The following is a 24,582-nucleotide window of genomic DNA, read 5'->3' on the forward strand; positions in this document are numbered from 1 at the left end:
GGGGAAGCCCCACCACCCAACACTCCTACAATGCTAAGTGAGAAGACTTGCCTGTTATTCCCGCCGGGATGCGATCAGGCTCCGGGCTAAGTGCGCGAACCGCGTGCGGCCAGCCACCAACGCCGGATCCGAAGCAGCGCCCGCAAGGCCGGACGCGGCAGCGAAGTACGCACGCGTTGCCGGAAGGCCACCTCGCGAACCATCGCCAATTGGGCATCTGACGTGGTCAATCTACTTTCTTGGGCACGCTGGGCGTAATGTGTGAGCGCGGAGACGAACTCCGGTCCACGCCGGTGGAAGTAGTTTTCCCGCAACCATGCACGGTTCGGGAAGGAAAAGTGCAAAGACGTTGCGTCATCAAGTGTTCCCAACAGCCCCGAACCGCGGAACACCGAGTTGAGCATCTGGTCATTAAGCCCAAAATCGGTCAACACCAGCACCGGCAACCCGCGATCTACCGCCTCTAACGCCGCGGTGGACGACACCGTCAGCAGCGCCACCCCGGGGACCAAGATCGGATCCATCGGCCCGGTCGCGAAGTCCAAGTGTCCGGCGCCGACCTTTCCTGCGGCGACCAGATCCTCCCAGAGGGTGTCATAGGGGTGGGCCTCGGCGTGGGTCTGGGGTTCCCCCGCCCGGGCCCTGAGCTTGAGCACCACCTTCACCGACGGATTTAAGCGTGCCACCTTATCCAAGGCCAACAGGATCGATTCGCGTTCGGTGCGTTCGATAGGAACCTTGGCCTGCGCGGCGAACACCACGGTGTCGATCGGCTCCGGATTCGGTTGCGGGAATCCTGCGGTCTTCAAAAACGGCAGCTTGGAGACCAAGATATCGGGCCGGTGTCCGGTTTCCTGCTCCGCCAGGTGCGAGAACTCACGGGCCTCGGCATGGGAATGCACGATGAAGGCATCAGCGCTGCGCCGGTAGGCCCAGCCCTTGGTCGTGGCCGGGTAGGCGACCCCGGGCAGCGCGGAGATCAGGGCTGCGGGACGCACCTGGTTGGCCCGGGAGCGCAACAGCTTGGTGAACAGCTCGCTGACCACTGGGCCGGTGGCCGCGGCGAAGATGACTTGTGCGCCGAGGGACTCGTAATCAAGGGTGGAGCGTGGCAGCACCTCGATCACCGTGCCCTCGAAACAGGTGCCGACGGTGGCCGCGGCAACCTGTTCCGGGGTGGGGGCAATGGGGGTGCGCACCAGCACCACGCGGCGCTCCCATTGTGTCCCGAGGGCATCGAGCATGGTGCAGGCCAGCTTCAAATACGAGTCCGAGTCGGCCACGGCGACGATGGTGGGCCTGGATTCCGGGTTTCTCATGGGGTGGACAACTCCAGGGACGAGGACAGGTGGTTTCTGAGTTCTGTGCTGGCGGCCGGCTTCCACCAGGCGCGCGGGATCTGCTTGCCGAGGATCCGCACCCCCGAACCGCCCAACAGCAGCCGCAGCGAGGGCAGGGCGGTGGAGGGGAGTGCTCGGACCAATTGGCCGTGGCGCAGTGCACGCAGCCGCATCTCGATGGGGATGGTGTGCTCACGCACCGCGATCTTGTCGTGTGCGGCCAGCAGCTCGAGGAACGTCGCGGATTCGCGGCGGTGCGGGAAGTACGCCACGGGCCCGTCGAGGGTGAGCGAATGCAGCCAACGGAAATACGGGTCGGCGTGGATCAGCCCGTCGGCGGCCATGGCGGAGCCGACCACCACGGTGGGTTCGGCGATGCGCTCGGACACCGGCTGGGTGTTCAGCCATTCAAAACGGTGCCCCTCCAGGTGTCCACCGAGGGCCAGAAACTTTGCTCTGATGTGAGCATCCACCGGAAGCGCGGTGAAAATGAGTAGCCGGCCGGCCCGCGCCAGGGCCCGCAACCGATACCAGCTGGCGATCCCCAAGGCACGGCGTGCCGCCGAAGGAGTCGAACGCTGGCGCACCAGGGCGGTGGGCTCGGCCGATACCAGCGCCTTGATCAATCCCAGGGTGGCCAGCCCGTCGTCGATGATGACCACTTCCTGAACCGCGATGCGGCCCAACAGCGCCCGCTGCACCCTCCCGGAGTACGCATCGCCGGTCACCCAACGCCGCGCACCGGAGGATCCCGGGGCCGGCGGGGTTTGGGTGGGTTCGGCAAACCTGACACCCGCGGGCGCCTGGGCCATCAGGGTCGCCAGCGTGGCATCGAGGGCGGTGGTGCCCCCGCGCGGGTGGATGCGGCTGGAAGTGCCCAGCAGCCCGGCACCGTGCGCCTCGATCGCAGAGAGCAGCTGCAGGGGGGATTCGACCCAGACCTCGGCGTGCCCGAAGCGCGGGCGGGCTACGGACGAGTCGCCGGGACTCTCAACGCGATACACGGGAGGAGGTTTCGGCTAGGGAACGTGCGATTTTGTCCAACGAACGCGAGCCCACGCGCAGCGCGCGGCGCCGCAACCCGCGGCCCCAGGCGCTGGCGCGGATCGTGCGGCTCGGATGCGCCCAACGCGGAGGCAGATCCAGGACCGCCAGCCGGCGGCGCTTGAAGTGGGCGCTGTGCGCCACATAGTGCTCGGTCAAAAACGCCTCGGCGCCCTCGCGGAGCCCGGGCAGGTTCTTGTATTGCATGCAATAGGCGACGGCGCGCAACAGGGCAGTGAGCTCGTCGTGGTCCCCAGCATCGGCAGGGGTGGCCAGCTGCTGGATGAGCAGCGCGTGCACGATCGAGACCGGGATACGGTTCGAGTTCTGGTACGGGCCCAGCTCCTGCAGCAGCTCGCCGGTGCCCACCGCAATCACGGGCGTCCCGAGCATGTACTTGGCACTGAGCAGGGCCGTGGAGAAGCAGGAGATCACCACCAGCGGGTTCATCAGCGAGATGACGGTCTCGGCCAGCAGGTCGGTTGCCAGGATGCGGAACTCCAGGCCCAGAGACTCGGCGCGGGCACGCAGCAGCAACGCGGCCGTGGGACCCGAGCTCGGGTGTGGTTTGAACACCACGGCGCTGGCCCCTGCATCGCGAGCGGCCAGCAGCATCCGGTGGTGCAGTTCCAGTTCCCGTTCGGTGTCCAAGATGCCCAGTGATCCCAGATATTGGCCTACCACCAGGGCAGCGTCCGCCGGGAATTGGTGCTTGGCCGGGTCTTGGGCCGCGGACAGTTCGGCAAAGAGGGTTGCCAGGGATTCGAGTCCCAGTACCTTGCGCTGTACCGGGGCCTCGAGCAGCAGCATGGGTTCTAGGCCCGGGACCAGATCGATGTGGATGGTTTCGCGCAGCCGCTGGAGCATCGGCACCGGAAGCTTGTTGCGGGTGGGGCCGTAGGACATCAACCCGTCCGAGTGCACGGCGATCGGTGCGTCGAAGAAGATCCGGGCCAGCGCCTGGGCCGGGTTCACCTGGATGGATTCAAGCACCAGCGACACCGGAGTCTGCCCGAGGTCCCAGTGCTGGCGCAGCAGTTTCTCGAAGAGCGGCAGCTCCTCGTTCCGCGGATTGAATTGCCCGGGGCGGCGCGGCCACAACAGCTCGTCGAGGTCCACGACGGAATCAAAGCGTGCAGCCAGCAAGGAAAATCCGGGGTTCTGCCGCAAGGGTGTGGTGATTTCCGGCATTTGGCTGCCGTTGGCCAACACTAGGATGCGGCGCGAGGCCTCGGGGAGTAGCCGGGCATCGGCCATCGCGGCCAGCGAGACCACCTGGAAGTAGCTGGAGGCCTGGATCAGTTGGATCATGTGCGTTCCCTCGTGGCCGCGGCGAAGGGCCGCAGGCCGGTCAATGTTTTGCGACGCTTGTCGTCGAGTTGGGCCAGCCCTTCGGCCAGTAACGGCGCAGGTACATGCGCCAGCTGCTCGGCGATGCGTGAGGCCAGCGCCTGGCGCAGGGCGGCCGGGAAATCGGCGGAGCGGCCAAGGTGGTGGCAGGACACGGCAAGGAATTGGCGCAACGCCTTGGGTGCGTGCACCTCGTGGCGCGGATCGGCGAGCACCATCTCCAGGATCCGGGCGTAGGCGTGAACGAAGTCCAGTTGGCGCTCATCGAAGACCTGGGTGAGGGAGCCGGGCAGCCCTCTGCGGTAGAAGACCCCGGGGGCGTTGAGTACCGCGTAGCTGCGCGCGTTCAGGCACAGCTGCCACATCCAGGCCCGGTCCTCGCAGGTGCGCAGGTCTTCATCGAAGCGCGGCGCCGCGGTTTCCAACACGGACGCCCGGTACATGCCTGCCCAGACCAGTGGGTAGTCGATCATGGTCGCGGAATCGATGGGGGAGATATCCGCCGCTGGGTCCAGCACGATGTTCCGGTTGGCCTGCGGGGCGTGGTGCACCGTCCGGTTCGCGCCGGTGACGCGCACGTGGTCGCAGCGCACGAAGTCGACCTCGAGGGCCTCGAGCCCTTCGGCCAGCTGCGCCAGGTGGGTGGGGGCAAACCAGTCGTCGGGGTCCAGGAACACCACGAATTCGCCGTTGGCGTTTTCCAGACCGGTGTTGCGGGCGGCCGATACCCCGCGGTTGATCCGATGGGTGATGATCCGTAGGCCAGGAATCCGTGGAAGGAACTCCGCGGCGATGGCGGCGGTGGCATCGGTGGATCCGTCGTTGATCACCAGGACCTCGAGATCGCGGTGCCCCAGTTGTTGGCGGGCCAGGGATGCCAGGGCGTCGCCGATGAAATCCTGTTGGTTCATCGCGGGGATGATGACGCTGATGCTCCCGGGAGGCCGGGCTGTGGCTGCTGGCAGTGCGCTGGTGGAGGGCATGGGGATCTTGGGGTGGTCCTTGTTCTCTGGGAATGCTTGCTGGCGGCCAATGCTGGCCACCGAGTGCCGTGGGGTGCCCGCCAGGACGGCGGACACCCCACGGTGGTGAAACTCTATGTGAATCCGAGCCGTGTTACGCGTCGACGCGGCGCAGGCGCGACAGCGGTGCCAGCTCGCCCGGGAAGACCTTCTTGACGCCGTCGCCCATGGCCTGCTCCAGGATGCGGATATCGCGGATCAGTGCCTCGAAGCCCTTGGGCTCCAGCGAGGAAGCCTGGTCGGAGCCCCACATGGTGCGGTCCAGGGTGATGTGGCGCTCGACGGTAACGGCGCCCAGGGCGACGGCAGCCAGCGAGATCTGCAGGCCGCGCTCGTGGCCCGAGTAGCCGACAGGAACCTGGTAGCGCTCCTGCAGCGTGGTGATCATGCGCAGGTTGGCCTCTTCGGGAGGCAACGGGTAGGTGGAGGTTGCGTGCATCATCACGAGCTTGTCGGTGCCGAGGGTTTCCACGGCCTTGTCGATCTGCTCAATGGTGGACATGCCGGTGGAGAGGATGATCGGCTTGCCGGTCTCGGCCAGGGCCTTGAGCAGCTCGATGTCGGTGACCGAGGCGGAGGCGACCTTGTGGGTCACTGCGCCCTGCTCTTCCATGAACTCGACCGAGGGGACGTCCCACGGGGAGGCGAAGGCGTGCAGGCCCTGCGCTGCGGCGTAGCGGATCAGTTCCTTGTACTGCGCGGCATCGAACTCGACGCGGTAGCGGTAGTCAAGGTAGGTCATGTCGCCCCACGGGGTGGAGCGGATCTTGTCGCGCATGTCCATCGGGGTGGAGATGTCCGGGGTGCGCTTCTGGAACTTCACGGCGTTGGCGCCGGCCTTGGCGGAGACGTCGATGAGCTGCTTGGCAATCTCCATGTCGCCATTGTGGTTGATGCCGATCTCGCCGATGACGTAGACCTGCTGGCCGGTGCCAAGCACCTGCTCGCCGATGGTAACGGGTGCGGTTTCGGTGGTGGTGATGGTCATGGTGACATACCTTTCATCTGGTTGTCGCACCTGGCAAGTGTTCTTGGTTGGGGCCTTGATGCGACGAGGATTGGTGAAAACTGTGGGGGGGTTAGCGGGCCGGTACGGCTTCGCTGGGGTGTGGTTCGGAGGTGTCCGGTGTGGTTTCGGGGGTGCGTTCGGCCCTGATGCCGGCCAGAATGAGGTCGGCTGCTTCGCGTACCGCCCCGAGCCCGCCGGGTCTGGCCAGCCGGTGCCGGGCCGCGGCATGGACCGAATCGCGGGCATCTGCCACGGTCAACGGCCAGCCGACCTGGTTCATGGCGTCAAGGTCGTTGACGTCGTTGCCCAGGTAGGCGACACGTGCCGGGTCCAGGCCGCGATCGAGGATCCATTGGTTCAGCACCGTGGCTTTGTCGCTCACGGACTGGGCCACCTCAACACCGAGCTTGGTGGCCCGGGCGGTGACCACGGGGTTGGTTTCGGTGGAGAGGATCAGCAGGTGGATTCCCGCCTTCTTCAGCAACGAGATGCCCATGCCGTCGGAGCGTGAGACCCGCACCGCTTCGCTGCCGTCCTGGTTGAGGTAGGCGGTATCAGCGGTGTGGACGCCGTCGAAATCGGTGACCAGTGCATCGACGTCGATCCCGGAGACCGGGGCGGTACGTGCCAAGCGCCAGCGGGCCAGTTCCAGGTCGGCCTCGGTGTCGATGTCGATCCCGTGTTCCTCCGGCACCTGCGCCACGGCCACGGACCCGAAGAAACGATGTTCGGCCTCGAGGAATCCGGTGGTGTCCATGACGTAGAACGCCCCGGTTTCACGGAAACGAGGTTCGCGGTCCTGCCGGCGTGGTCGGATGGCTGCGGTATGGCCACTTGCGTGGGCCGCACCCATCTCGTCGCAGGTCCAATGGAACCCGTGGTCCGGGACCACTGCGAAGCTCACATCAGCGGCCCCGCTGGCGACCATGTTGATGGCCCCCTGCAGGTCTGTCGGGTCGATGATCGGCGAGGTGCACTGGATGAAGACGGTGATTTGGGGGAGTACGTCCAGCGTGCCCAGGGCGTGCAACAACACCGATTCGCTGCTTGAAGTATCACCGGCGATATCTGCCGGGCGGTCGATGACTGTTGCGCCGTGTGCCAGGGCTTCTGCCTTGATCTCCGGGTGGTCCGTGCTGACCACGACGTCGAGAACTGACGGCGTGGCAAACGCGGATTCAATGGCCCGGGCCAACAAGGTTTGGCCGCCGATCCTGCGCATGTTTTTGAGCGGTATACCCTTCGATCCTCCACGTGCTGGGATGATGACCAGGGTTTTCGCTTCACTACTGTTCGTGCTCACAACCAAAGACGCTATCGACGCCAATCGACCAGACGGCCGCATTTAGGTTAACGGAAGACGACAGTTGGGAAACAAGTGGGATCGAGCCGTTTGGTCGCATCCCTGTACCTTGGGCAGATGAGCAAACCCGATGGACAGGTATCGCTGCGCGGCTTGGTGTTTTCCGATGCCTCGGCGATAGCGCGCTGGGCCGCGGACCCGGAATTCTGCCGTGCGGCGGGGTGGTCGAGGGACCTGGCCCCGGATGAACACCTGACATTCCAGCGGAACATGGTGCTCGCGCCTCCGCCGGAGCTGTTGCGGCTGGGCGTTGAATTTTCCGGGGTGTTGGTGGGCTATATCGATCTGTACGGCACCGAGCCGGGCCGCCGCGAGCTGGGGTTCTTGATCGGTGAGCGTCGGTTATGGGGTCGGGGCCTGGGCCGACGTGCTGCCGCCGCGGGGTTGGAACACGGCTTTGGGCACCTGGGGTTGCATGAAATCTGGGCGGAGGCCGTGGAGGCCAATGTGCGTTCGACGGCCATTCTGTACGCTCTGGGGTTCTCCCCGGGTGGCACGGGTGCGGAGGATGACTTCATGGGGGTTCCCAGCGTGTATCGGCGGTTCACGTTATCTGCCACGGACTGGGCCGCTGGTGGCCGGGGCCCTTTGGCTCCCTATGATGGATGAACCGAACCATCTGTTGAAAGCAGTACGAAAGTGAACGAAATTCCGCCGGCAGACCCGTTGGCCCTGGAGAACCAGGTCTGTTTTGCCTTGTCGCTGGCCTCTCGCAGCGTCATTGCCGCCTACCGGCCGGTTCTTGAACCCCTGGGCCTGACCCACCCCCAGTATCTGGTTATGCTCACCTTGTGGGAACACGAGCCCCTGTCCATCAAGGAACTGAGCGCGCTGCTCCATCTGGACCCCGGGACCCTTTCACCTCTGGTCAAGCGGATTGAGACGCTGGGATATGTGCAACGCAGCCGCAGCACAGCCGACGAGCGGATCTTGCAGATCAGTTTGACCGAGGAGGGCCGTGCCGCCCGGGAGCTCGCCATGAAGATCCCCCAGGAAATGATGCGTCGGTTGGATATGAATGTCGAGGAACTCACCGCGCTGCATCGCGCGATGAACAAAGTTATTACCGCTGCTCTCAAGACCGTTCCCTGATACGCGGGGATTGGGGCTCAGAGGCCCCTCAGCAATTGGTTTGTGTACCAACTAATGCAATACAATGAGATCCACCAGTCGCGGTTTCGCCAAGAAATCTACACCGTAAACTCCGGACTGAACCCCATAGAAAGAGACTGAGCACCATGTCGGACAAGAGATTGCCCATCGTCAAGGACACCACCGGACTGAGTCTCTTTTACCGGGCACTCTGGCGCCTGCAATTCGTGGGGTTCTTCTTCTTTGGGCCCGCCGAGCTGCCCCCACACCGCGACCCGAAGGAAGCATTGAAGCGCGGACGTGCCCAGCGGGTGCTGCGCGCCCACGAGGCCGCCGGAACCCAGGCTCCCGACGAAGTCATCGCCACCGCCAAAAGCTAACCCCGGTGCCGGCGGTCCCGTAGAGGGAACCGCCGGCACCGAGACTGCGCGACGCCAGTTACGCGCCGATATAGGCCGCCAGGTGCTTGCCGGTCAGCGTGGAGCGGTCCGCCACCAGCGCCGCAGGGGAGCCCTCAAAGACCACGGTGCCGCCGTCGTGGCCCGCGCCGGGCCCGATGTCGATGATCCAGTCTGCGTGGGCCATCACCGCCTGGTGATGCTCGATCACGATGACCGACTTGCCGGATTCAACCAGCCGGTCCAGCAGGTCCAATAGCTGTTCGACGTCGGCCAGATGCAGGCCCGTGGTCGGCTCGTCCAGGATGTAGACCCCACCCTTTTCTCCTAGATGGGTGGCCAGTTTCAGGCGTTGGCGCTCACCTCCGGAAAGGGTGGTCAGCGGCTGACCGAGGCTGATGTACCCCAGACCGACGTCCACCAGCCGGGTGATGATCTTGTGCGCGGCGGGCAGCTTCGCCTCTCCCTCGGCAAAGAATTCCTGCGCCCGGGTCGCCGACATCGCCAGCACCTCGGAAATGTCCTTGCCACCGAAATGGTAGTCAAGGACCATCGAATCGAAGCGCTTGCCCTCGCACTCTTCGCAGGTGCTGGAGACCCCGGCCATCATGCCCAGATCGGTGTAGATCACCCCTGCGCCGTTGCAGGTGGGGCAGGCACCCTCCGAATTCGCGGAGAACAGTGCCGGCTTGACGCCGTTAACTTTCGCGAACGCCTTGCGGATAGGTTCCAGCAACCCGGTGTAGGTGGCGGGGTTGGAGCGTCGCGAACCCTTGATCGCCCCCTGATCCACGGTGATGATTCCCTCGCGGCCCACCAGTGAACCGTTGATGAGCGAGCTTTTGCCGGATCCTGCGACGCCCGTGAGCACCGTGAGCACGCCCAGCGGGATGTCCACGTTAATGTTTTTTAGGTTATTGGTGTTCGCGCCGCGGACCTCGAGCGACTCGGACCATGGGCGCACGGTGTCCTTCAGCGTCGCGCGATCATCGAGGTGGCGTCCGGTGACGGTGTCGGAGGCGCGCAGCCCCGCCACGGTACCCTCATACATCAGCTGCCCGCCGGCGGATCCGGCCTGCGGGCCCAGATCCACCACATGGTCGGCGATCGCGATGGTCTCGGGCTTGTGCTCGACCACCAGCACGGTGTTGCCCTTGTCGCGCAGGGCCAGCAGTAGCTCGTTCATCTTGTCGATGTCGTGCGGGTGCAACCCGATGGTCGGCTCGTCAAAGACGTAGGTGACATCTGTCAGCGAGGACCCCAGGTGGCGGATCATTTTGGTGCGCTGCGCCTCGCCGCCCGAAAGCGTGCCCGAGGGCCGCTCCAGGGACAGGTAACCCAACCCGATGTCCACAAATGAATCCAGGGTATCGCCCAGCGCGTCCAGCAGCGGGGCCACCGAGGCTTCCTTCAGCCCGCGTACCCACAGTGCCAGGTCGCTGATCTGCATGGCGCAGGCATCGGCGATGGATTTGTTATCGATCTTCGAATTCCGGGCGTGCTCGGCCAGTCGGGTGCCGTCGCATGCGGGGCAGGCGGTGAAGGTGACGGCGCGTTCCACGAAGGCGCGGATGTGCGGCTGCATGGCCTCGAGGTCCTTGGCCAGGTGCGACTTCTGTAGTTTCGGGATCACTCCCTCATAGGTGAGGTTGATGCCATCCACCTTGATCTTGGTGGGCTCGCGGTAGAGCAGATCGTCCAGCTCCTGCTTGGTGAACTGGCCCAGTTTCTTGTCCATGTCGAAGAACCCGGAGCCGGCGAAGATGCGCCCGTACCAGCCGTCCATGGAGTACCCCGGGACGGTCAGGGCGCCCTCGGATAGGGACTTGGTCTCGTCGAAGAGCGCGGCGAAGTTGAAGCCATTGACCTGGCCGCGGCCCTCGCATTCGGGACACATGCCACCGGTGACGGAGAAAGAACGCCGCTCCTTGACCTTCTTCCCACCCTTTTCCATGGTGACCGCACCGGCCCCGGAGATCGAGGGGACGTTAAAGGAATAGGCCTGCGGGGAGCCGATGTGCGGCTGAGCGAGCCTGGAAAAGACGATGCGCAGCATCGCGTTGGCGTCGGTGACGGTGCCGACGGTGGAACGCGGGTTGGAGCCCAATCGTTCCTGATCTACCAGAATCGCGGTGGTCAGCCCCTCCAAGGTGTCCACCTCGGGGCGGCCCAAGGTCGGCATAAAGCCCTGCACAAACGCCGAGTAGGTCTCGTTGATCATGCGCTGGGACTCGGCGGCGATGGTGCCGAAGACCAGCGAGGACTTCCCCGAGCCCGAGACCCCGGTGAAGACGGTCAGGCGGCGCTTGGGAATCTCGACACTGATGTCCTTGAGGTTGTTCACCCGCGCCCCGCGCACGCGGATCACCTCGTGGCTATCCGCCGCATGCACGGTTGCTGTCGCGCTGGTCTTGGTCCCGCTGCTCATGCTCACTCCGTCGTTTCGCCGGTTCCGCATCGCCGGAACTCATGGTGCCAACATTAGCGCGCCGGTGTCCGTACGGGCTTCTTGAAAACTGCCCGCTTTCCGGGCGTGGGCCGCTGCTAGATTCCCGGCAGGGAGTGCCTTCTTCGGGTTGGGCAACACATCATTCACGCTGCCCAACGGCGTTCGAGGACTCCAGCCGATCAGTCCTTCCTTCCAACGGGGGACATGTCAGTGGCTAAACATGAGTAGTACCTGACGGGTCTATTGGGCGCCCTGCGAGAAGCTGAGCGTCAACGTGCTTGCGACAGTGGCTCTGAAAATGATCACGCTTTGAATCCGGTGTGCACGAATAGGTCATGTGCTAACTTCAGTTCACACCTGAACACGTGCATGGTGACGAGAATAAGACGTCGCGCACCTCGTCAGCCTCGTGGGCGGGATTCGATAGGCGAGGATGACCGGCTAGGACAAAGTTTGATCACGAGCTATTGAGGGCTCTTGTGCATCGGAGGGCACTGGCCGAGGATCGGAACATGAGAGAACTTTCCGTGTTTGTGTTGCGACCGATTTTGGTGCTGCTGTTTCTGGGGGGACTGCTGGTACAGCTGGCGGTCATTCCGCAAACGGCCACCGAACTCGCCGTGGCCCTTCCGGGTTTCGCATCCCTCGCTACCCCCTATGCCATTGCGGCGATACTTGTCATTTTGTGCCTCCAAGTGGCTCTTGCCGCGACCTGGCGGCTGCTGTCGAAGGTTAGAGACGATGAGATTTTCTCCGGCCAGACCAAACCTTGGGTTGATGCCATCATCACCTCCGTGGCCGTCGGGACGCTGCTGGTCGTTGCCGTCGTGGTGCATCACGCCGGCGTGATGCAGCTTGGCCCGCCCGCACTGATCTTGTTGCTCACCGTTTTGGCGATTGAGGGTGCCGCGTTCGTGCTGCTGATGATCGTCATGCGCAGCCTGTTGCACAACGCCACGATCATCCAGGCGGAGCTTGCTCTGTTGACCTGATGTTCGATGCCGCGAGGGAGTAGAAGCGCCTCGGATGCCGTGCCGCCAAGGAGCGCGGTCCGCACGGGTACTGCCGGCCTCAAACATCAGAGCGAACCTGCGCTGCAGGAACGGGCGGGCCGTTTTATTGGTGGGAAATCATCTCGGAGATAAGGTTGACCTGCCTTAACAGTGGCCGCAGCCCGTGACCACCGCAGCAACCCTGAGGACACCATGACCAGCGCCAACTCGCCACGATCGAACGAAACCACTGTGCACCAACGGATTTCCACGAGCATTTCGGAACACCGGAGCCACGTGTTGGAGCTGGCGCAGGACATCCACGCCCACCCGGAACTTGCCTTCCAGGAGCACCGGGCGGCAGCGTCCATTGCCGAGCTGCTCAGTAGTGCAGGATTTGATGTCGAGCGCGGGACCAGCGACCTGCCGACCGCCTTCAGCGCAAGCATCGGCAGCGGAGATCTGACGGTGGCCATCTGCGTGGAATACGATGCGTTGCCCGGTATCGGCCACGCCTGCGGGCACAACCTGATTGCCGGTGCCTCGGTCGCCGCAGCTTTGGCCCTGGTCCCGCTGGTCGACGAGCTGGGCATCACGCTCAAGGCGATCGGCACCCCGGCCGAGGAACACGGCGGAGGCAAGGCGCTGATGCTGGCCCGGGGCGCCTTCGACGGGGTCGGGCTGGCCCTGATGGTCCACCCGGTGCAGGATGGCACCAGCTATAACCCGGCCGGCACCTCCGCTCAAGCCGTGGGCCGCTACCGGGCGATCTTCACCGGCAAGGCCTCGCACGCGGCCGCCGCACCGCACCTGGGCATCAACGCCGGTGACGCTGCCACCCTCGCGCAGGTGGCCATGGGACTGCTGCGCCAACAGATCCCCACCGACCACCGCATCGCCTCGTTCATCGCCGAGGGTGGGGTCGCGACCAACATCATTCCCGAACGCACCGTCGTCGAATTCGAATGTCGTGCCTTCACACTTCCACAATACGAGTCGCTGCTGGTGCGGGTGCGCAATTGCTTTGCCGGCGCCGCGCTGGCCACCGGCACGACGCTGGAATTCGAGGAAACCGAACCGTTGTACGAGCCGCTGCTTCAGGACGATGCGCTGGCTGCCCACTGGAGCGCCGCCATGGAATCCTTCGGTAAGGACATCACCCCCTCGGCCGGGCTGGCCGGCGGATCCACGGACATGGGCAACATTTCCCAAGTCATCCCGTCGTTGCACCCGTGGCTATCGATCCCCGGCGCCGATGCCTCCATCCACTCCCACGCGTTCACCGCGCTGGCCAACACCGAGCAGGCCTACGAGGTGATGTTCGAGGCGGCCCAAGCGCTGGCACGGACCGTTGCCGGTGCCGCCACCAACCCGCGGCAGCGCGAACGTTTTCGCGCTGCCGCGTACCGCCGCTGAGTAAGAGGGCTGCTTCGCAACACCTGCTGGAAAATGGTGTTCGGCGGAGCTAGTCGAGCTCGGGCAACGTCGCGAGTAATGCCTGCGCCGCAGCAGCGGGGTCATCCGCCTCGGTGATGGCACGCACCACCACAATGCGCGAGGCCCCGGCAGCGACCACCTGCTCCACATTGCCCACATCGATCCCGCCGATGGCGAACCACGGCTTGGTCGTGCCCAGCGAGGCGGCGTGAGCAAGCATCTCCAGGCCGACCGCGGCGCGCCCGGGTTTGGTCGGGGTGGCCCACAGCGGGCCGACGCAGAAGTAGTCGGTGAGAGGGTTCGCTGCAGCCGCGGAAATCTGTAACCGGTCATGGCTGGAAAGTCCCAGGGCGACCGAAGGCCCGAGCAGCGACCTGACGCCGGGCAACGGCAGGTCCCGTTGGCCCACATGGAACACCGGCGCGCCGGTGAGCATCGCCAAGTCGGCACGGTCGTTCACCGCGAACGGTTTGCCGTATTCCTGGGCAACTTCGCGCAGCACACCGAGTAGTTCAAGTTCCTCGGCGGCATCCAGGCTCTTGTCGCGCAGCTGGATGATGTCGACCCCTCCGACGTAGGCGGCGCGCAGAAAATCGGCGAAATCCCCGCGTTCTCTCCGGGCATCGGTGCACAGGTACAGGCGCGCCGTGGCGAGGCCGGGGGCGGATAAGACGGGTGACGCTTCATCTTCGGTGGTGATCTGGCTCATGTCTCATAGACTAGTTCAGTACCGCGGGAGCCAGGAAAGCTGGCTGAGAGGGCGCCGATTGCGCCGACCGACAGACGCCGCCCGAAGCCTCGGGCCGCGTGGAACCTGATCCGGCTCATACCGGCGTAGGGAAGGAGACCTCGATGTCGTGCACCCCGTCCGACCCCCTGTCCACAGATGTTGCCGTCATTGGCGGTGGAATCATCGGCCTGGGCATCGCCTTAGAAGCCCAGCGTGCCGGGCACCGCATCATGCTCATCGATCCAGAACCCGCTCGAGGCGCGACCTATGCCGCCGCCGGCATGCTGGCACCGGTCAGCGAGCTGCACTACCAAGAAGAGGACCTGCTCACCCTCACCCTGGCCTCCGCGGCCCGCTGGCCCGGGTTTGCCCGGGCATTGGCGGACGAGGGGTATCCGGACATCGGGTTCCGCACCACCCCCACGTTGGCGCTGGGCGCAAACGCGGCAGACCGCAATGCGCTGGCGCAGTTGCGTGAGGCCCAGGCCAAACTAGGACTCGATGTTGCCCGGCTCTCCATCCGAGAGGCACGGAAACTCGAACCCCTACTCTCGCCGGACCTGGTGGCCGCGCACCTGATCGCCGAAGACCATCAGGTCGACCCGCGGGCAGTGGCAGCCGCCATCGAAGCCCGGCTCCTGGCCGCAGCCCAGCGCTCCGGGCACCGGGCCGATGAAACGGTGGTGCGCACCCGGGCAGTTGAGCTGCTGCACGAAAATCCGGCCAACACCCGGCCCCGAACCCGCGGAGTGCTGCTCGATGACGGGCGTGAGGTCCACGCCCGGGAAGTGGTGATCGCCAACGGTCTGGGGGCCACGCAGCTGGGCGGGCTGCCGGAGAACCTGATGCTGCCGTTGCGCCCGGTCCATGGAGATATCCTGCGGTTGCGCGTCCCGGAGCACCTGCGAGAGTTGTGCACCGCGACGCTGCGCGGAATGGTCCGCGGGCTTCCGGTCTATCTGGTCCCGCGAAACGACGGCACAGTGGTCATCGGGGCCACCGCGAGGGAGGACGGCCGCGATGGCGTCAACGCCGGGGCCGTGCACCAGCTACTGCGCGACGCCCAGGCATTGCTGCCCGCCGTCGCAGAACTCGAACTTCTTGAATCAACAGCCCGCGCCCGCCCCGGCACCCCGGACAATGCGCCGCTGCTGGGCCGTGTGGAAGGTCCCGACGGACGCGAGATGCCGGGGCTGCTCATAGCCACGGGATTCTTCCGCCACGGCGTGCTGCTGACCCCCATCGCGGCCCACATCATCACCGAACTACTGGCCGGGGTGAACGACCCGGCGTGGGATCGATTCCGGCCCGATCGTTTTTCACCGGCACTGCAAGAGCACTGACCATCAACACTTCACCCCAGGAGAATCCATGAGCACCATCGAACTCAACGGCGCCACCCACCCGTTGGCCTCCGGAAGCACCCTCGCCGGCCTGGTCGCCGAAGTCACCGGCCGCGAACTGCTACCCAGCGGCAAGCCGGCCGACGGCGGCCGACTCGGGGTGGCGGTGGCCCGCAACTCCGGAATCGTGCCGCGCAGCCTGTGGTCCGCCACGGCCCTCGAGGTCAACGACGACATCGAGATCGTCACCGCAGTCCAGGGCGGCTGAGATGCCACGCACCGGCCCGCACTCCTCGTTGTTCACAGAAAGCATGGAACCATGACCCACACACTGACCCATACCGACCCGCTGCTCATCGACGGGGTGCCGTTGGGTTCCAGACTCATCATGGGCACCGGCGGAGCGCCGAGCCTGGACGGGCTGGGCGCCGCGCTGATTGCCTCGGGCACCGAGCTGACCACCGTGGCCATGCGCCGCTACAGCGCCCCCGGCCCCGGATCCACCGGCGGCACCAACCTCTTTGACCTCTTGATCGAGAACAACATCAGGGTGCTGCCCAACACCGCCGGCTGCTTCACCGCCCGCGAAGCGGTGATGACCGCCGAATTGGGCCGCGAAGCCCTGGAAACCGACTGGGTCAAGCTCGAGGTGATCGCGGATGAACACACGCTGCTGCCCGATGGTCTCGAACTCGTGGACGCCACCGAGGCCCTAGTGGATCGCGGGTTCAAAGTCTTCGCCTACACCAATGACGACCCGGTCCTCGCGCTGCGGCTGGAACAGCTGGGGGCGGCGGCAGTGATGCCGTTGGGTGCACCCATCGGCACCGGGCTGGGGATCTTGAATCCGCACAACATCGAGTTGATCGTCTCGCGAGCTTCGGTGCCGGTCATCCTGGATGCCGGGATCGGCACCGCCTCCGACGCGGCAGTGGCCATGGAGCTGGGCTGCGACGCGGTGCTGCTCGCCTCGGCCGTGACGCGCGCCCAGGATCCGGTGGCCATGGCGCAAGCCTTTAGACATGCCGTCATTGGTGGAAGACTGGCGGCACAGGCGGGGCGCATCCCCAAGCGCTCCCATGCCTTGGCGTCCTCCGCGATGGAGGGCCGCCCGGATCTGTAAACACCGGAACTCGAAGGAGCACACCATGCCCGCACCAGACGTTCTGACCACGGAACAAGTCCACTCCAACCTCACCGCGCTGCCGCAGTGGCGTTACGGGCTTGGCGCGCTGCGCACCGTGCTGAAGTGCGAGTCATCGGCCTCCGCGCTGGCCTTGTTCTCCACCATCGGTGCACTGGCCCAGGAAGCAAACCACCACCCCGACGTCGACTGGCGCTATGACACCTTGTTCATCACGCTGACCTCGCACGACGCCGGCAGCAAGGTGACCACGCGCGATGCCGCGCTGGCCCGGTCGATCTCCGCCGAAGCGCTCAACGCCGGGGCCACTGCCCGCCCGGAGCTGCTGCGTACCGTGGAGATCGCCCTCGATACCGATGATGTGGAGGCCATCTCGGAAACCTGGCGCACGGCGCTGGGCTACAAGCGGCAGGGAGACGGCAGCCTCACCGACCCGTTTGGCCGCGGCCCGGCACTCTGGTTCCAGGAAACCACCACCCCGAACGTCAACCGCTTCCACCTGGATGTCACGGTGCCCTATAGCGAAAGCGCGCCCATCTTGGCGACACTGGCTGGCGGTGGGGCAGCACTGGATGACGGGGCGGCCCCCAGCTTCGTGGTGGCCACCGATACACAGGGAAACCGGTTATGCATCTGCACCGAGCATGACCGCGAAGTCGACTAACCGATCGGTGGCAGGACAGATGATCCACAATTTTGTCAGGAGCTAAGACTCGTTGAGTCAAGGAATGATCAAAAAAAGTATTCTGCGGTTGCCGCCCCTGGTGGAGCCCGGGCCGGAGCTCCCGGCGGAAGAACTTGAGCGTTACTCACGCCATATGCTCATGCCGGAAATCGGGCTGACCGGGCAGCGCAGGCTGCGCAATGCCAAGGTACTGGTCATCGGCGCAGGGGGTCTCGGCTCGCCGGCACTGCTGTATTTGGCTGCGGCTGGCATCGGAACCTTGGGCATCATCGATGATGATTCGGTGGAGCTGAGCAACCTGCAGCGCCAGGTGATCCACGGCGTAGACGACATTGGCCGGATGAAGCTGGATTCCGCCCGCGACTCGATCGCCGAGATCAACCCGGGCGTGCTCACCGTGTTGCACCGGGTGCGGCTGGATACGAGCAATGCGTTGGAGATCTTCGCCGACTATGACGTGATCCTGGACGGGGCCGACAACTTCGCCACCCGTTACCTGGTCAACGACGCCGCAGCGCTGCTGGGCAAACCCTATGTATGGGGTTCGATCCTGCGTTTCGACGGGCAAGTCAGCGTCTTTTGGGCCAAGCACGGCCCGAACTATCGTGACCTCTACCCGGACCCGCCGGCACCGGGCATGGTTCCTTCCTGTGCCGAGGGTGGAGTCTTTGGGATGCTCTGCGCCTCCATCGGGGCCATGATGGTCACCGAGACCGTCAAGCTGATCACGGGTGTCGGGGAAACGCTGCTGGGCAGGCTGTTGGTCTTCGACGCCCTCACCTCCCGCTGGCGGGAACTGCAGATCGCCCAGGACCCGGAGACCGAACCCATCACCGAACTGATCGACTACGAAATTTTCTGCGGAATCCCGGCGGCCGGTGATAGAACCGCCGCGGATGAGGCAGTGATCTCGGTCGCTGAATTGGTTGCCCGCTTGCTCCAACGCCAGACCGGGGAGGAGGACTTCATCCTGATCGATGTGCGCGAACCGGTGGAGTTCGAAATTTCACGGATCCCCGGGTCCGTATTGGTTCCGCTGGCCGGCATCAAGGACGCATCTGCGCTGGCCGGGATCCCGCGCGGTGTGCCACTAATCCTGCACTGCAAGTCGGGTGTGCGGTCCGCAGACGCGTGGGAATCCCTGCGTGCCGCCGGATACTCAGAGGTCGTGCATCTGTCCGGTGGGATCGAGGCCTGGCTGTCAGCGGGAAGTTCGGCCCTAAAATTAGAGTGACTCCAGCTCGGAGCGAATCTCTTCGATGTGGTCCACGATCTTGCGGCGTTCGCCCTGCGTCCAGCGTCGAGCCTGCATGTCGAGGACGGCACGGGCAGGGCTCTCTTCCACGTTCAGTATTGTTTCCAGGACATGAGAAGCCTCTTCTGCGGTTTCCGCTGATTCAATGGCCGTGAACACCTCCTCGCGCCGGTCAATGGCCTGGACCAGGGCTTCAAGGATTTTCAACACTTCAAGGGTATTTTCGCGGCGGTTGGGTTCCATACCGCCATCATTCCATGCGGCCAGGGCATCGCAGGGGACTGCCTGGACCGGTGAATTTCTGCCGGTCAGAGGGCAGCCGAATGCGTTACAGACAACTGCGGGCGGACCCGTCTAGAATGGCTAAGGTGCCGGAACATACACTGCATGAAGCCGGCGACCAGGGACGGGCGTCAAAGAATGAATGCCTGCCCCAGCACAACCCCTCCAGGAGATCCCGCCTTATGCAGCGCACCATGTTCAAGTCCAAGATCCACCGCGCCACGGTCACCCATGCCGACCTGCACTACGTCGGATCCGTGACCATTGACGCGGATCTGCTCGATGCCGCCGACATCCTCCCCGGAGAGCTCGTCTCGATCGTCGACGTCACCAACGGTGCCCGGCTGGAGACCTACACGATTGCCGGAGAACGCGGTTCCGGGGTCATTGGCATCAACGGCGCCGCAGCGCACCTGGTCAACATCGGAGATCTGGTCATCATCATCACCTATGCCTCCATGACCAACGCCGAGGCCCGTGCCTACAAGCCTTCGGTGGTTCACGTGGATGAACGCAACGCCATCCGCGCGTTGGGCAGCGATCCGGCCGAGGCCGTGGCCGACGGCCTGGAAACCCCGCCTTTCGCCATCTTCGTCGACGCCTGAGCCCTCCCGGAATAGCTGTAAGGCCCCGGTTCGCGGCATGATGGAACCATGGAAAACACTGCAACGCACCCCTGGGCCAAGAACTACCAGCCGGGCGTTCCGGCCGAGATTGAGCTCCCCACCGAATCGCTGAGCGTGATGTTCGAGCGATCCGTGAAAGAAGCGGGGGACAGCCCCGCAACCGAGTTCTTCGGTCGCCGCACCAGCTACCGCGAGCTTGGCGAGCAGGTTGAACGCGCCGCCGAAGGGTTGCGCTTACTCGGGGTGCGCGCCGGAGACCGCGTGGCACTGATCCTGCCCAACTGCCCACAGCACGTCATTGCCTTCTACGCGGTGCTGCGCCTGGGTGCCGTGGTCGTGGAACACAACCCGCTGTACACCTCGCGCGAACTGCGCCACCAATTCGAGGACCATCAGGCCCGCATCGTCATCGCCTGGGACAAGGCAGCAGAAGCGGTGCGCCAGTTCCCGAAGGACGTGCGCATCGACACCGTCATCTCGGTGAATCTGCTCGAAGCCTTCCCCACGGTTAAGCGCCTGGCACTGAACCTGCCGGTGAAAAAGCTCCGCGCTTCCAAGGCCGCGCTGACCGCTGCCGCCCCGGGGACCATGCCCTTCAAAGATCTGCTCAAGGCCGAACGGATCGATACCGCGTACCCGCGTCCCACAGTTCAGGACCTGGCGGTCATCCAGTACACCTCGGGGACCACTGGCAATCCCAAGGGCGCCATGCTCACCCACTTCAACCTGTACTCCAACGCACTGCAGGGCGAGGCCTGGATGGCCGGGGCAAAGGAACGCGAGGAAATCCTCTACGCGATCCTGCCGATGTTCCACGCGTTCGGGATGACCTTGTACCTGACCTTCGGAGTGAAAAAGCAGGGCCTGCTGGTGCTCTTCCCGAAATTCGACCCCGACTTGATCCTGGCTGCGATGAAGAAGTCCCCGGCCACCGTGTACTGCGCCGTCCCGCCGATCTACGAGCGCACCGCGATGGCCGCGAAGGAAAAGGGCGTGTCGCTGCGTTCGGCGAAGTACTGCATTTCTGGGGCAATGAACCTGCCGGACCACGTGGTCGAACTCTGGGAGTCGGTATCCGGCGGACTGCTGGTGGAGGGCTACGGGATGACCGAGTCCTCCCCGGTGGCCTTGGGCAATCCCTTCCACCCAACCCGCCGCACCGGAACCATTGGGGTGCCGTTCCCCTCCACCTTGATGAAGGTCGTGGACCTTCACGATCCCTCGCTCGAGGTGGCCCAGGGCGAGCCCGGCGAACTTTTGCTCAAGGGGCCGCAGGTGTTCTGCGGATACTGGAACAACCCCGAGGAAACCGCCAAGACCCTGACGGCCGAGGGGTGGCTGCACACCGGGGACGTGGTGACCGTGGATGCGGACGGGTTCACCACGATCGTGGACAGGGCGAAGGAACTGATCATCACCGGAGGGTTCAACGTCTCGCCCACCGAGGTGGAGACCGTGTTGCGGGCGCACCCGGATGTCAAGGATGCTGCGGTGTTCGGCAAGGAGCTGGAACGCGGCGGTGAAATGGTGGTCGCCGCCGTTGAGCTTGAACCTGGCACCGCACTGGACGAAGCCGGTATGCGTGAGCATTGCCGAACCCAGCTGGCAAGCTACAAGGTCCCCAAACGGATCGTGGCCATTGACGACCTGCCGCGTTCGATGCTCGGCAAGATCCTGCGCAAGCAGGTCAGGGAACTGGCCACTCCGGGCCTGTAGCTCGGGAGCGTGGGCGGCGACCGCACCGCCATCGCTTCGTGGAATCGGAACGGTGCGATGTTGCTGCCCGAGAGCGGAGCGATTTCTCGCGTCGATCCTTGCCTGATGCGCTTGGTCGGGCATAGGTTTGGGTTGTTGCTGGACGTTTTTCCTTGGGGGGAGAAGCTATGGATCACTATGAATGCTTGGGGGTGGGGCGCACCGCGTCGCCGCACCAGATCAATGCCTCCGCCAGGCTGGCGCTCTGGCGCAATGGAACCAACGCCTGGGAGAGCCGGCGGATCATGGCCGCATGGTTTATCGTGGGGGACCCGAACCGCCGGTTCGATTACGACTTCTGGCTGCTGTGCAACCCGGCGCCGGGGGAACAGTACCTGCCGGTGGAGCTGAAGCCCTCCCCGCAACAGGTTCCCGAAGCCGATTAGATTCCCGCGGCGGGTCCGCCGCCGAGGAGGCACACCGTGCCGCTGAGGCGGGTCTGCGCAGGGCAAACCGTTCTCTGGAGACCGTTGCGATGTACCGCAGGAACGAGCGATTTCCTAGGTGGCCGACCCCGTGAGGGCTCCCCGGAAGCACTGAAGCCGAGATCCAACGGGGGCGGGCGAGATTTCCTCCCGCCCCCGTTGCATCGATCGGCTATGCGGCGATGGCCGCGTCCCGACGTGCGGCAACCAGCAGTCCGGACCCATCCGCGGTGATGGTGACGACTCCGCCGTCACCCAGCTCGTCGGCGACCAACAGGTCCGCCACCTTGTCGTCGAGCTCGCGCTGGATCACCCGGCGCAACGGGCGGGCGCCGAACTCCGGCTCGTGGCCTTCGGAGGCGATCCAGTTGACGGCAGCCTCGTCTACCTCCAGCGAGATGCCTCGGGCGGCAAGCCGGGTCGTGGTGCGGACCAGCTGCAGACGCACGATCTCACGCAGCTGCTCGGCCTCCAGCGTGCGGAAGAGCACCGTCTCGTCGATGCGGTTCAGGAACTCGGGCCGCATCGTTTCGCGCAGCCGGCCCATGACCTTGGCGCGCAGCTCGCGCTCGGACCCGGCCCCGGAATCGCTGCCGAAGCCCAGCGGTGCGCCGCGGCTGGACAGGAACTCGGAGCCCAAATTGGAGGTCATGATGATCACCGTGTTGCGGAAGTCCACGGTGCGGCCCTGCCCGTCGGTGAGCCGGCCGTCGTCCAGCACCTGCAGCAGCAGGTTGAACACGTCCGGGTGCGCCTTCTCCACCTCGTCCAGCAGCACCAGCGAGTAGGGGCGCCGGCGCACGCGTTCGGTCAGTTGTCCGGCGTCCTCGTGGCCGACGTAGCCCGGAGGTGCCCCGATGAGCCGCGAGACGGTGTGGCGTTCGCCAAACTCACTCATGTCGAACCTGACCATCGCGGACTCGTCGCCGAAGAGCGAGGAGGCAAGCGTCTTGGCCAGCTCCGTCTTGCCCACCCCCGTGGGTCCCAGGAAGAGGAAGCTGCCCACCGGCTTGCCCTCATCGCCCATCCCGGTCCTCGAGCGACGGACGGCCCTGGCGACCGAGGCCACGGCATCGTCCTGCCCGATGACTCGCTCGTGGAGCTCGTCCTCCAGCCGGGCCAGGCGTCCCTTGTCGTCCTCGGTCAACCGGGCTGCGGGAATGCCGGTGGACCGGGCAATGACCTCGGCGATCTGGGCCTCGTCGACCACGGACGCGATGGTTTCCGGGAGGCCCTCAGCGATTTCGGCCAGGCGGGCGGAGACCTCCTCGGCCTCGTCACGCAGCTTCGAGGCGTCCTCGTAGCGTTCCTCGACGACCGCTCGGTCCTTGGCGGCGCCGAGCTCGGCGATCCGCGACTCCAGCGCCGCGGTGTCGATACCGGCAGGGCGCTTCAGGCCCAACCTGGCACCGGCAGTGTCGATCAGATCGATCGCCTTGTCCGGCAGGAACCTGTCGGTGACGTAACGGGCCGACATCTCGACAGCTGCGCGGATCGCCTCGTCGGTGTAGGTCACCTGATGGTGCTGGGCGTACCTGTCCTTGAGCCCGTGCAGGATCGCCACGGCGTCCTCGATCGAGGGCTCGCCGATGGTCACCGGCTGGAAGCGCCGCTCCAGGGCGGGATCCTTCTCCACTTTGCGGTATTCGGCCAGCGTGGTGGCACCGATCAGGTGCAGTTCGCCGCGGGCCAGCCGCGGCTTGAGGATGTTTCCGGCATCCATGGAGCCCTCGCCCCCACCGCCGGCGCCGACCACGGTGTGCAGTTCGTCGATGAAGACGATCACCTCGCCGTCCTGTGCGGCGATCTCGTCCAGGGTCTGGGTCAGGCGTTCTTCGAAGTCGCCGCGGTAACGGGTTCCGGCGACCATCGCCGGCAGGTCAAGGGAGATCACGCGCTTGCCCGCCAGCTGTGCCGGAACCTCTCCGGCGACGATGGCGCGGGCCAGGCCCTCAACGACAGCGGTCTTGCCCACCCCTGCCTCGCCGATCAACACGGGGTTGTTCTTGGTGCGGCGGGCCAGGATCTCGATGGCCTGTTCAATCTCCTCGGTACGCCCGATCACCGGGTCCAGCCCGTCCTCGGCCGCGCGTTTGGTCAGGTCCATGCCGAACTTGTCCAGCAACGGCGTCTGCCCCTTGGTGGCCTGGGCTGTCTGTGAGGGGGAGGGGGTTGGCTTCGCGGCAGCCTTGTCCCCGGAGGCATCACCCTCGGTGGCGCCATCGGCCGCGGACTGCAGCGACTGCGGGGTGACGCCGGCGGCGCCCAACACCTGGCCGGCGGGCGCCTCGGTGTTCAGCACGAAGGACAGGAACAGGTGTTCCGGGTCGATGTAGGTGGAGCCGAAGGCGCGGGCGACTTGGTAGGCATCGAGCAGCGCGCGTTGGGCGGACTGCGTCAACCCCGGCGCGGCATCGGTGGGTCGTGGCCCGGTTTCGGGTAAGCGTTGTTCGGCGTCGCGGGCGATGGCCGCGGCGTCGGCGCCCGCGCGGCGCAACATCTCGGCGATGGGTTCGCTGTCGAGCATCACGCGCAGGATGTGAAGCGCGTCGAGTTCGTTGTGGCCGTGCGCCATGGCGAACTGCGCGGCACGGGCCATGACATCGTGCGTGTGGCGGCTGAGCAGCCGGGTGATGTCGACGGGCCGCCCGAAGCGGCTGGTGCGTTGGCCTTGCAGGTAGCGCGCAAGGAAGTCTTCGAACGAGCCGTTGCCGGCGCCGGATGGACCAAATGATGCTGGCATTTTTCCTCCTGAGGATACTTGAGTGCCATTGACTCAAGTTAACGTCGGGATCCACAGGATATTCCCGGCACCCTTCCAATTCGATGCATGTTCGCCGA

The 24,582-nt window shown here is 65.1% G+C and carries 23 protein-coding genes; 13 read left to right on the forward strand and 10 right to left on the reverse strand.

Annotation, left to right across the window (positions count from 1 at the left end):
• Positions 1–86: 86 nt before the first annotated feature.
• From ADIAG_RS00495 to ADIAG_RS00520, 6 genes are all read right to left on the reverse strand, one after another.
• The gene (locus tag ADIAG_RS00495) at positions 87–1,319 is read right to left on the reverse strand and encodes a DUF6716 putative glycosyltransferase (RefSeq protein WP_007269310.1); all 1,233 of its coding nucleotides are present in this window, start codon (positions 1,317–1,319) and stop codon (positions 87–89) included.
• Positions 1,316–2,344 (reverse strand): hypothetical protein, encoded by a 1,029-nt coding sequence (locus ADIAG_RS00500; protein ID WP_007269311.1) that lies wholly within the window; start codon positions 2,342–2,344, stop codon positions 1,316–1,318. Before ADIAG_RS00500 ends, ADIAG_RS00495 begins: the two co-directional genes overlap by 4 nt.
• On the reverse strand, positions 2,331–3,695 hold the full coding sequence (locus tag ADIAG_RS00505; RefSeq protein WP_007269312.1) for a polysialyltransferase family glycosyltransferase: 1,365 nt from the start codon (positions 3,693–3,695) through the stop codon (positions 2,331–2,333). The genes ADIAG_RS00500 and ADIAG_RS00505 overlap by 14 nt, the downstream gene beginning before the upstream one ends.
• Positions 3,692–4,813, reverse strand: a complete 1,122-nt coding sequence (locus tag ADIAG_RS00510; RefSeq protein ID WP_007269313.1) for a glycosyltransferase family 2 protein — start codon at positions 4,811–4,813, stop codon at positions 3,692–3,694. The genes ADIAG_RS00505 and ADIAG_RS00510 overlap by 4 nt, the downstream gene beginning before the upstream one ends.
• A gap of 37 nt (positions 4,814–4,850) precedes the next feature.
• Positions 4,851–5,744 carry an N-acetylneuraminate synthase family protein gene (locus tag ADIAG_RS00515; protein WP_007269314.1) on the reverse strand — a complete coding sequence of 298 codons (894 nt, stop codon included), beginning with the start codon at positions 5,742–5,744 and terminating at the stop codon, positions 4,851–4,853.
• Between the two features lie 91 nt (positions 5,745–5,835).
• Complete coding sequence (locus tag ADIAG_RS00520) at positions 5,836–6,987, reverse strand: acylneuraminate cytidylyltransferase (protein ID WP_007269315.1); 1,152 nt, start codon at positions 6,985–6,987, stop codon at positions 5,836–5,838.
• Positions 6,988–7,185: 198 nt separating this feature from the next.
• Here ADIAG_RS00520 and ADIAG_RS00525 point away from each other — a divergent pair, with 198 nt between their 5' ends.
• The 3 genes from ADIAG_RS00525 to ADIAG_RS00535 all read left to right on the forward strand — a co-directional run bounded on the left by ADIAG_RS00525 (position 7,186) and on the right by ADIAG_RS00535 (position 8,600).
• Positions 7,186–7,737 carry a GNAT family N-acetyltransferase gene (locus ADIAG_RS00525; protein ID WP_051059763.1) on the forward strand — a complete coding sequence of 184 codons (552 nt, stop codon included), beginning with the start codon at positions 7,186–7,188 and terminating at the stop codon, positions 7,735–7,737.
• A gap of 30 nt (positions 7,738–7,767) precedes the next feature.
• Entirely contained in the window at positions 7,768–8,220 is a 453-nt protein-coding gene (locus ADIAG_RS00530) for a MarR family winged helix-turn-helix transcriptional regulator (RefSeq protein ID WP_007269317.1), read from the forward strand.
• Positions 8,221–8,366: 146 nt separating this feature from the next.
• Positions 8,367–8,600 (forward strand): hypothetical protein, encoded by a 234-nt coding sequence (locus ADIAG_RS00535; RefSeq protein ID WP_007269318.1) that lies wholly within the window; start codon positions 8,367–8,369, stop codon positions 8,598–8,600.
• Between the two features lie 58 nt (positions 8,601–8,658).
• On the opposite strand, the gene ADIAG_RS00540 is transcribed toward ADIAG_RS00535, so the two are convergent.
• Positions 8,659–11,046 (reverse strand): ATP-binding cassette domain-containing protein, encoded by a 2,388-nt coding sequence (locus ADIAG_RS00540; RefSeq protein ID WP_007269319.1) that lies wholly within the window; start codon positions 11,044–11,046, stop codon positions 8,659–8,661.
• A 533-nt stretch (positions 11,047–11,579) separates the two neighbouring features.
• Between ADIAG_RS00540 and ADIAG_RS00545 the strand changes: the two genes are divergently transcribed.
• Complete coding sequence (locus ADIAG_RS00545) at positions 11,580–12,059, forward strand: DUF2975 domain-containing protein (RefSeq protein WP_007269320.1); 480 nt, start codon at positions 11,580–11,582, stop codon at positions 12,057–12,059.
• A 213-nt stretch (positions 12,060–12,272) separates the two neighbouring features.
• Complete coding sequence (locus tag ADIAG_RS00550) at positions 12,273–13,475, forward strand: M20 family metallopeptidase (protein WP_007269321.1); 1,203 nt, start codon at positions 12,273–12,275, stop codon at positions 13,473–13,475.
• A 49-nt stretch (positions 13,476–13,524) separates the two neighbouring features.
• On the opposite strand, the gene thiE is transcribed toward ADIAG_RS00550, so the two are convergent.
• Positions 13,525–14,205, reverse strand: a complete 681-nt coding sequence (thiE, locus tag ADIAG_RS00555) for a thiamine phosphate synthase (RefSeq protein WP_007269322.1) — start codon at positions 14,203–14,205, stop codon at positions 13,525–13,527.
• Between the two features lie 143 nt (positions 14,206–14,348).
• Here thiE and thiO point away from each other — a divergent pair, with 143 nt between their 5' ends.
• From thiO to moeB, 5 genes are all read left to right on the forward strand, one after another.
• Positions 14,349–15,569, forward strand: a complete 1,221-nt coding sequence (gene thiO, locus ADIAG_RS00560) for a glycine oxidase ThiO (protein WP_007269323.1) — start codon at positions 14,349–14,351, stop codon at positions 15,567–15,569.
• Positions 15,570–15,597: 28 nt separating this feature from the next.
• The gene (thiS, locus tag ADIAG_RS00565; protein WP_007269324.1) at positions 15,598–15,837 is read left to right on the forward strand and encodes a sulfur carrier protein ThiS; all 240 of its coding nucleotides are present in this window, start codon (positions 15,598–15,600) and stop codon (positions 15,835–15,837) included.
• 51 nt (positions 15,838–15,888) lie between these two features.
• The gene (locus ADIAG_RS00570; protein WP_007269325.1) at positions 15,889–16,692 is read left to right on the forward strand and encodes a thiazole synthase; all 804 of its coding nucleotides are present in this window, start codon (positions 15,889–15,891) and stop codon (positions 16,690–16,692) included.
• 25 nt (positions 16,693–16,717) lie between these two features.
• Entirely contained in the window at positions 16,718–17,377 is a 660-nt protein-coding gene (locus ADIAG_RS00575; protein ID WP_007269326.1) for a 4a-hydroxytetrahydrobiopterin dehydratase, read from the forward strand.
• A gap of 64 nt (positions 17,378–17,441) precedes the next feature.
• A complete protein-coding gene (gene moeB / locus ADIAG_RS00580; protein WP_007269327.1) occupies positions 17,442–18,632 on the forward strand; it encodes a molybdopterin-synthase adenylyltransferase MoeB in 1,191 nt (396 codons plus the stop codon).
• Here the strand turns inward: moeB and ADIAG_RS00585 are convergent.
• Positions 18,624–18,896, reverse strand: coding sequence for a DNA gyrase subunit A (locus tag ADIAG_RS00585; RefSeq protein WP_007269328.1), 273 nt, complete (start codon positions 18,894–18,896; stop codon positions 18,624–18,626). The genes moeB and ADIAG_RS00585 overlap by 9 nt on opposite strands.
• 221 nt (positions 18,897–19,117) lie before the next feature.
• Here ADIAG_RS00585 and panD point away from each other — a divergent pair, with 221 nt between their 5' ends.
• The 3 genes from panD to ADIAG_RS00600 all read left to right on the forward strand — a co-directional run bounded on the left by panD (position 19,118) and on the right by ADIAG_RS00600 (position 21,702).
• A complete protein-coding gene (gene panD / locus ADIAG_RS00590) occupies positions 19,118–19,540 on the forward strand; it encodes an aspartate 1-decarboxylase (protein ID WP_007269329.1) in 423 nt (140 codons plus the stop codon).
• 48 nt (positions 19,541–19,588) lie between these two features.
• Complete coding sequence (locus ADIAG_RS00595) at positions 19,589–21,277, forward strand: long-chain-fatty-acid--CoA ligase (protein ID WP_007269330.1); 1,689 nt, start codon at positions 19,589–19,591, stop codon at positions 21,275–21,277.
• A gap of 167 nt (positions 21,278–21,444) precedes the next feature.
• Positions 21,445–21,702 carry a J domain-containing protein gene (locus ADIAG_RS00600; protein ID WP_007269331.1) on the forward strand — a complete coding sequence of 86 codons (258 nt, stop codon included), beginning with the start codon at positions 21,445–21,447 and terminating at the stop codon, positions 21,700–21,702.
• A 211-nt stretch (positions 21,703–21,913) separates the two neighbouring features.
• On the opposite strand, the gene ADIAG_RS00605 is transcribed toward ADIAG_RS00600, so the two are convergent.
• Positions 21,914–24,484, reverse strand: a complete 2,571-nt coding sequence (locus ADIAG_RS00605; protein WP_007269332.1) for an ATP-dependent Clp protease ATP-binding subunit — start codon at positions 24,482–24,484, stop codon at positions 21,914–21,916.
• Positions 24,485–24,582 lie beyond the last annotated feature (98 nt).

It is taken from the genome of Paeniglutamicibacter gangotriensis Lz1y (genome assembly GCF_000348945.1).
GTDB classification, from domain to species: domain Bacteria; phylum Actinomycetota; class Actinomycetes; order Actinomycetales; family Micrococcaceae; genus Paeniglutamicibacter; species Paeniglutamicibacter gangotriensis.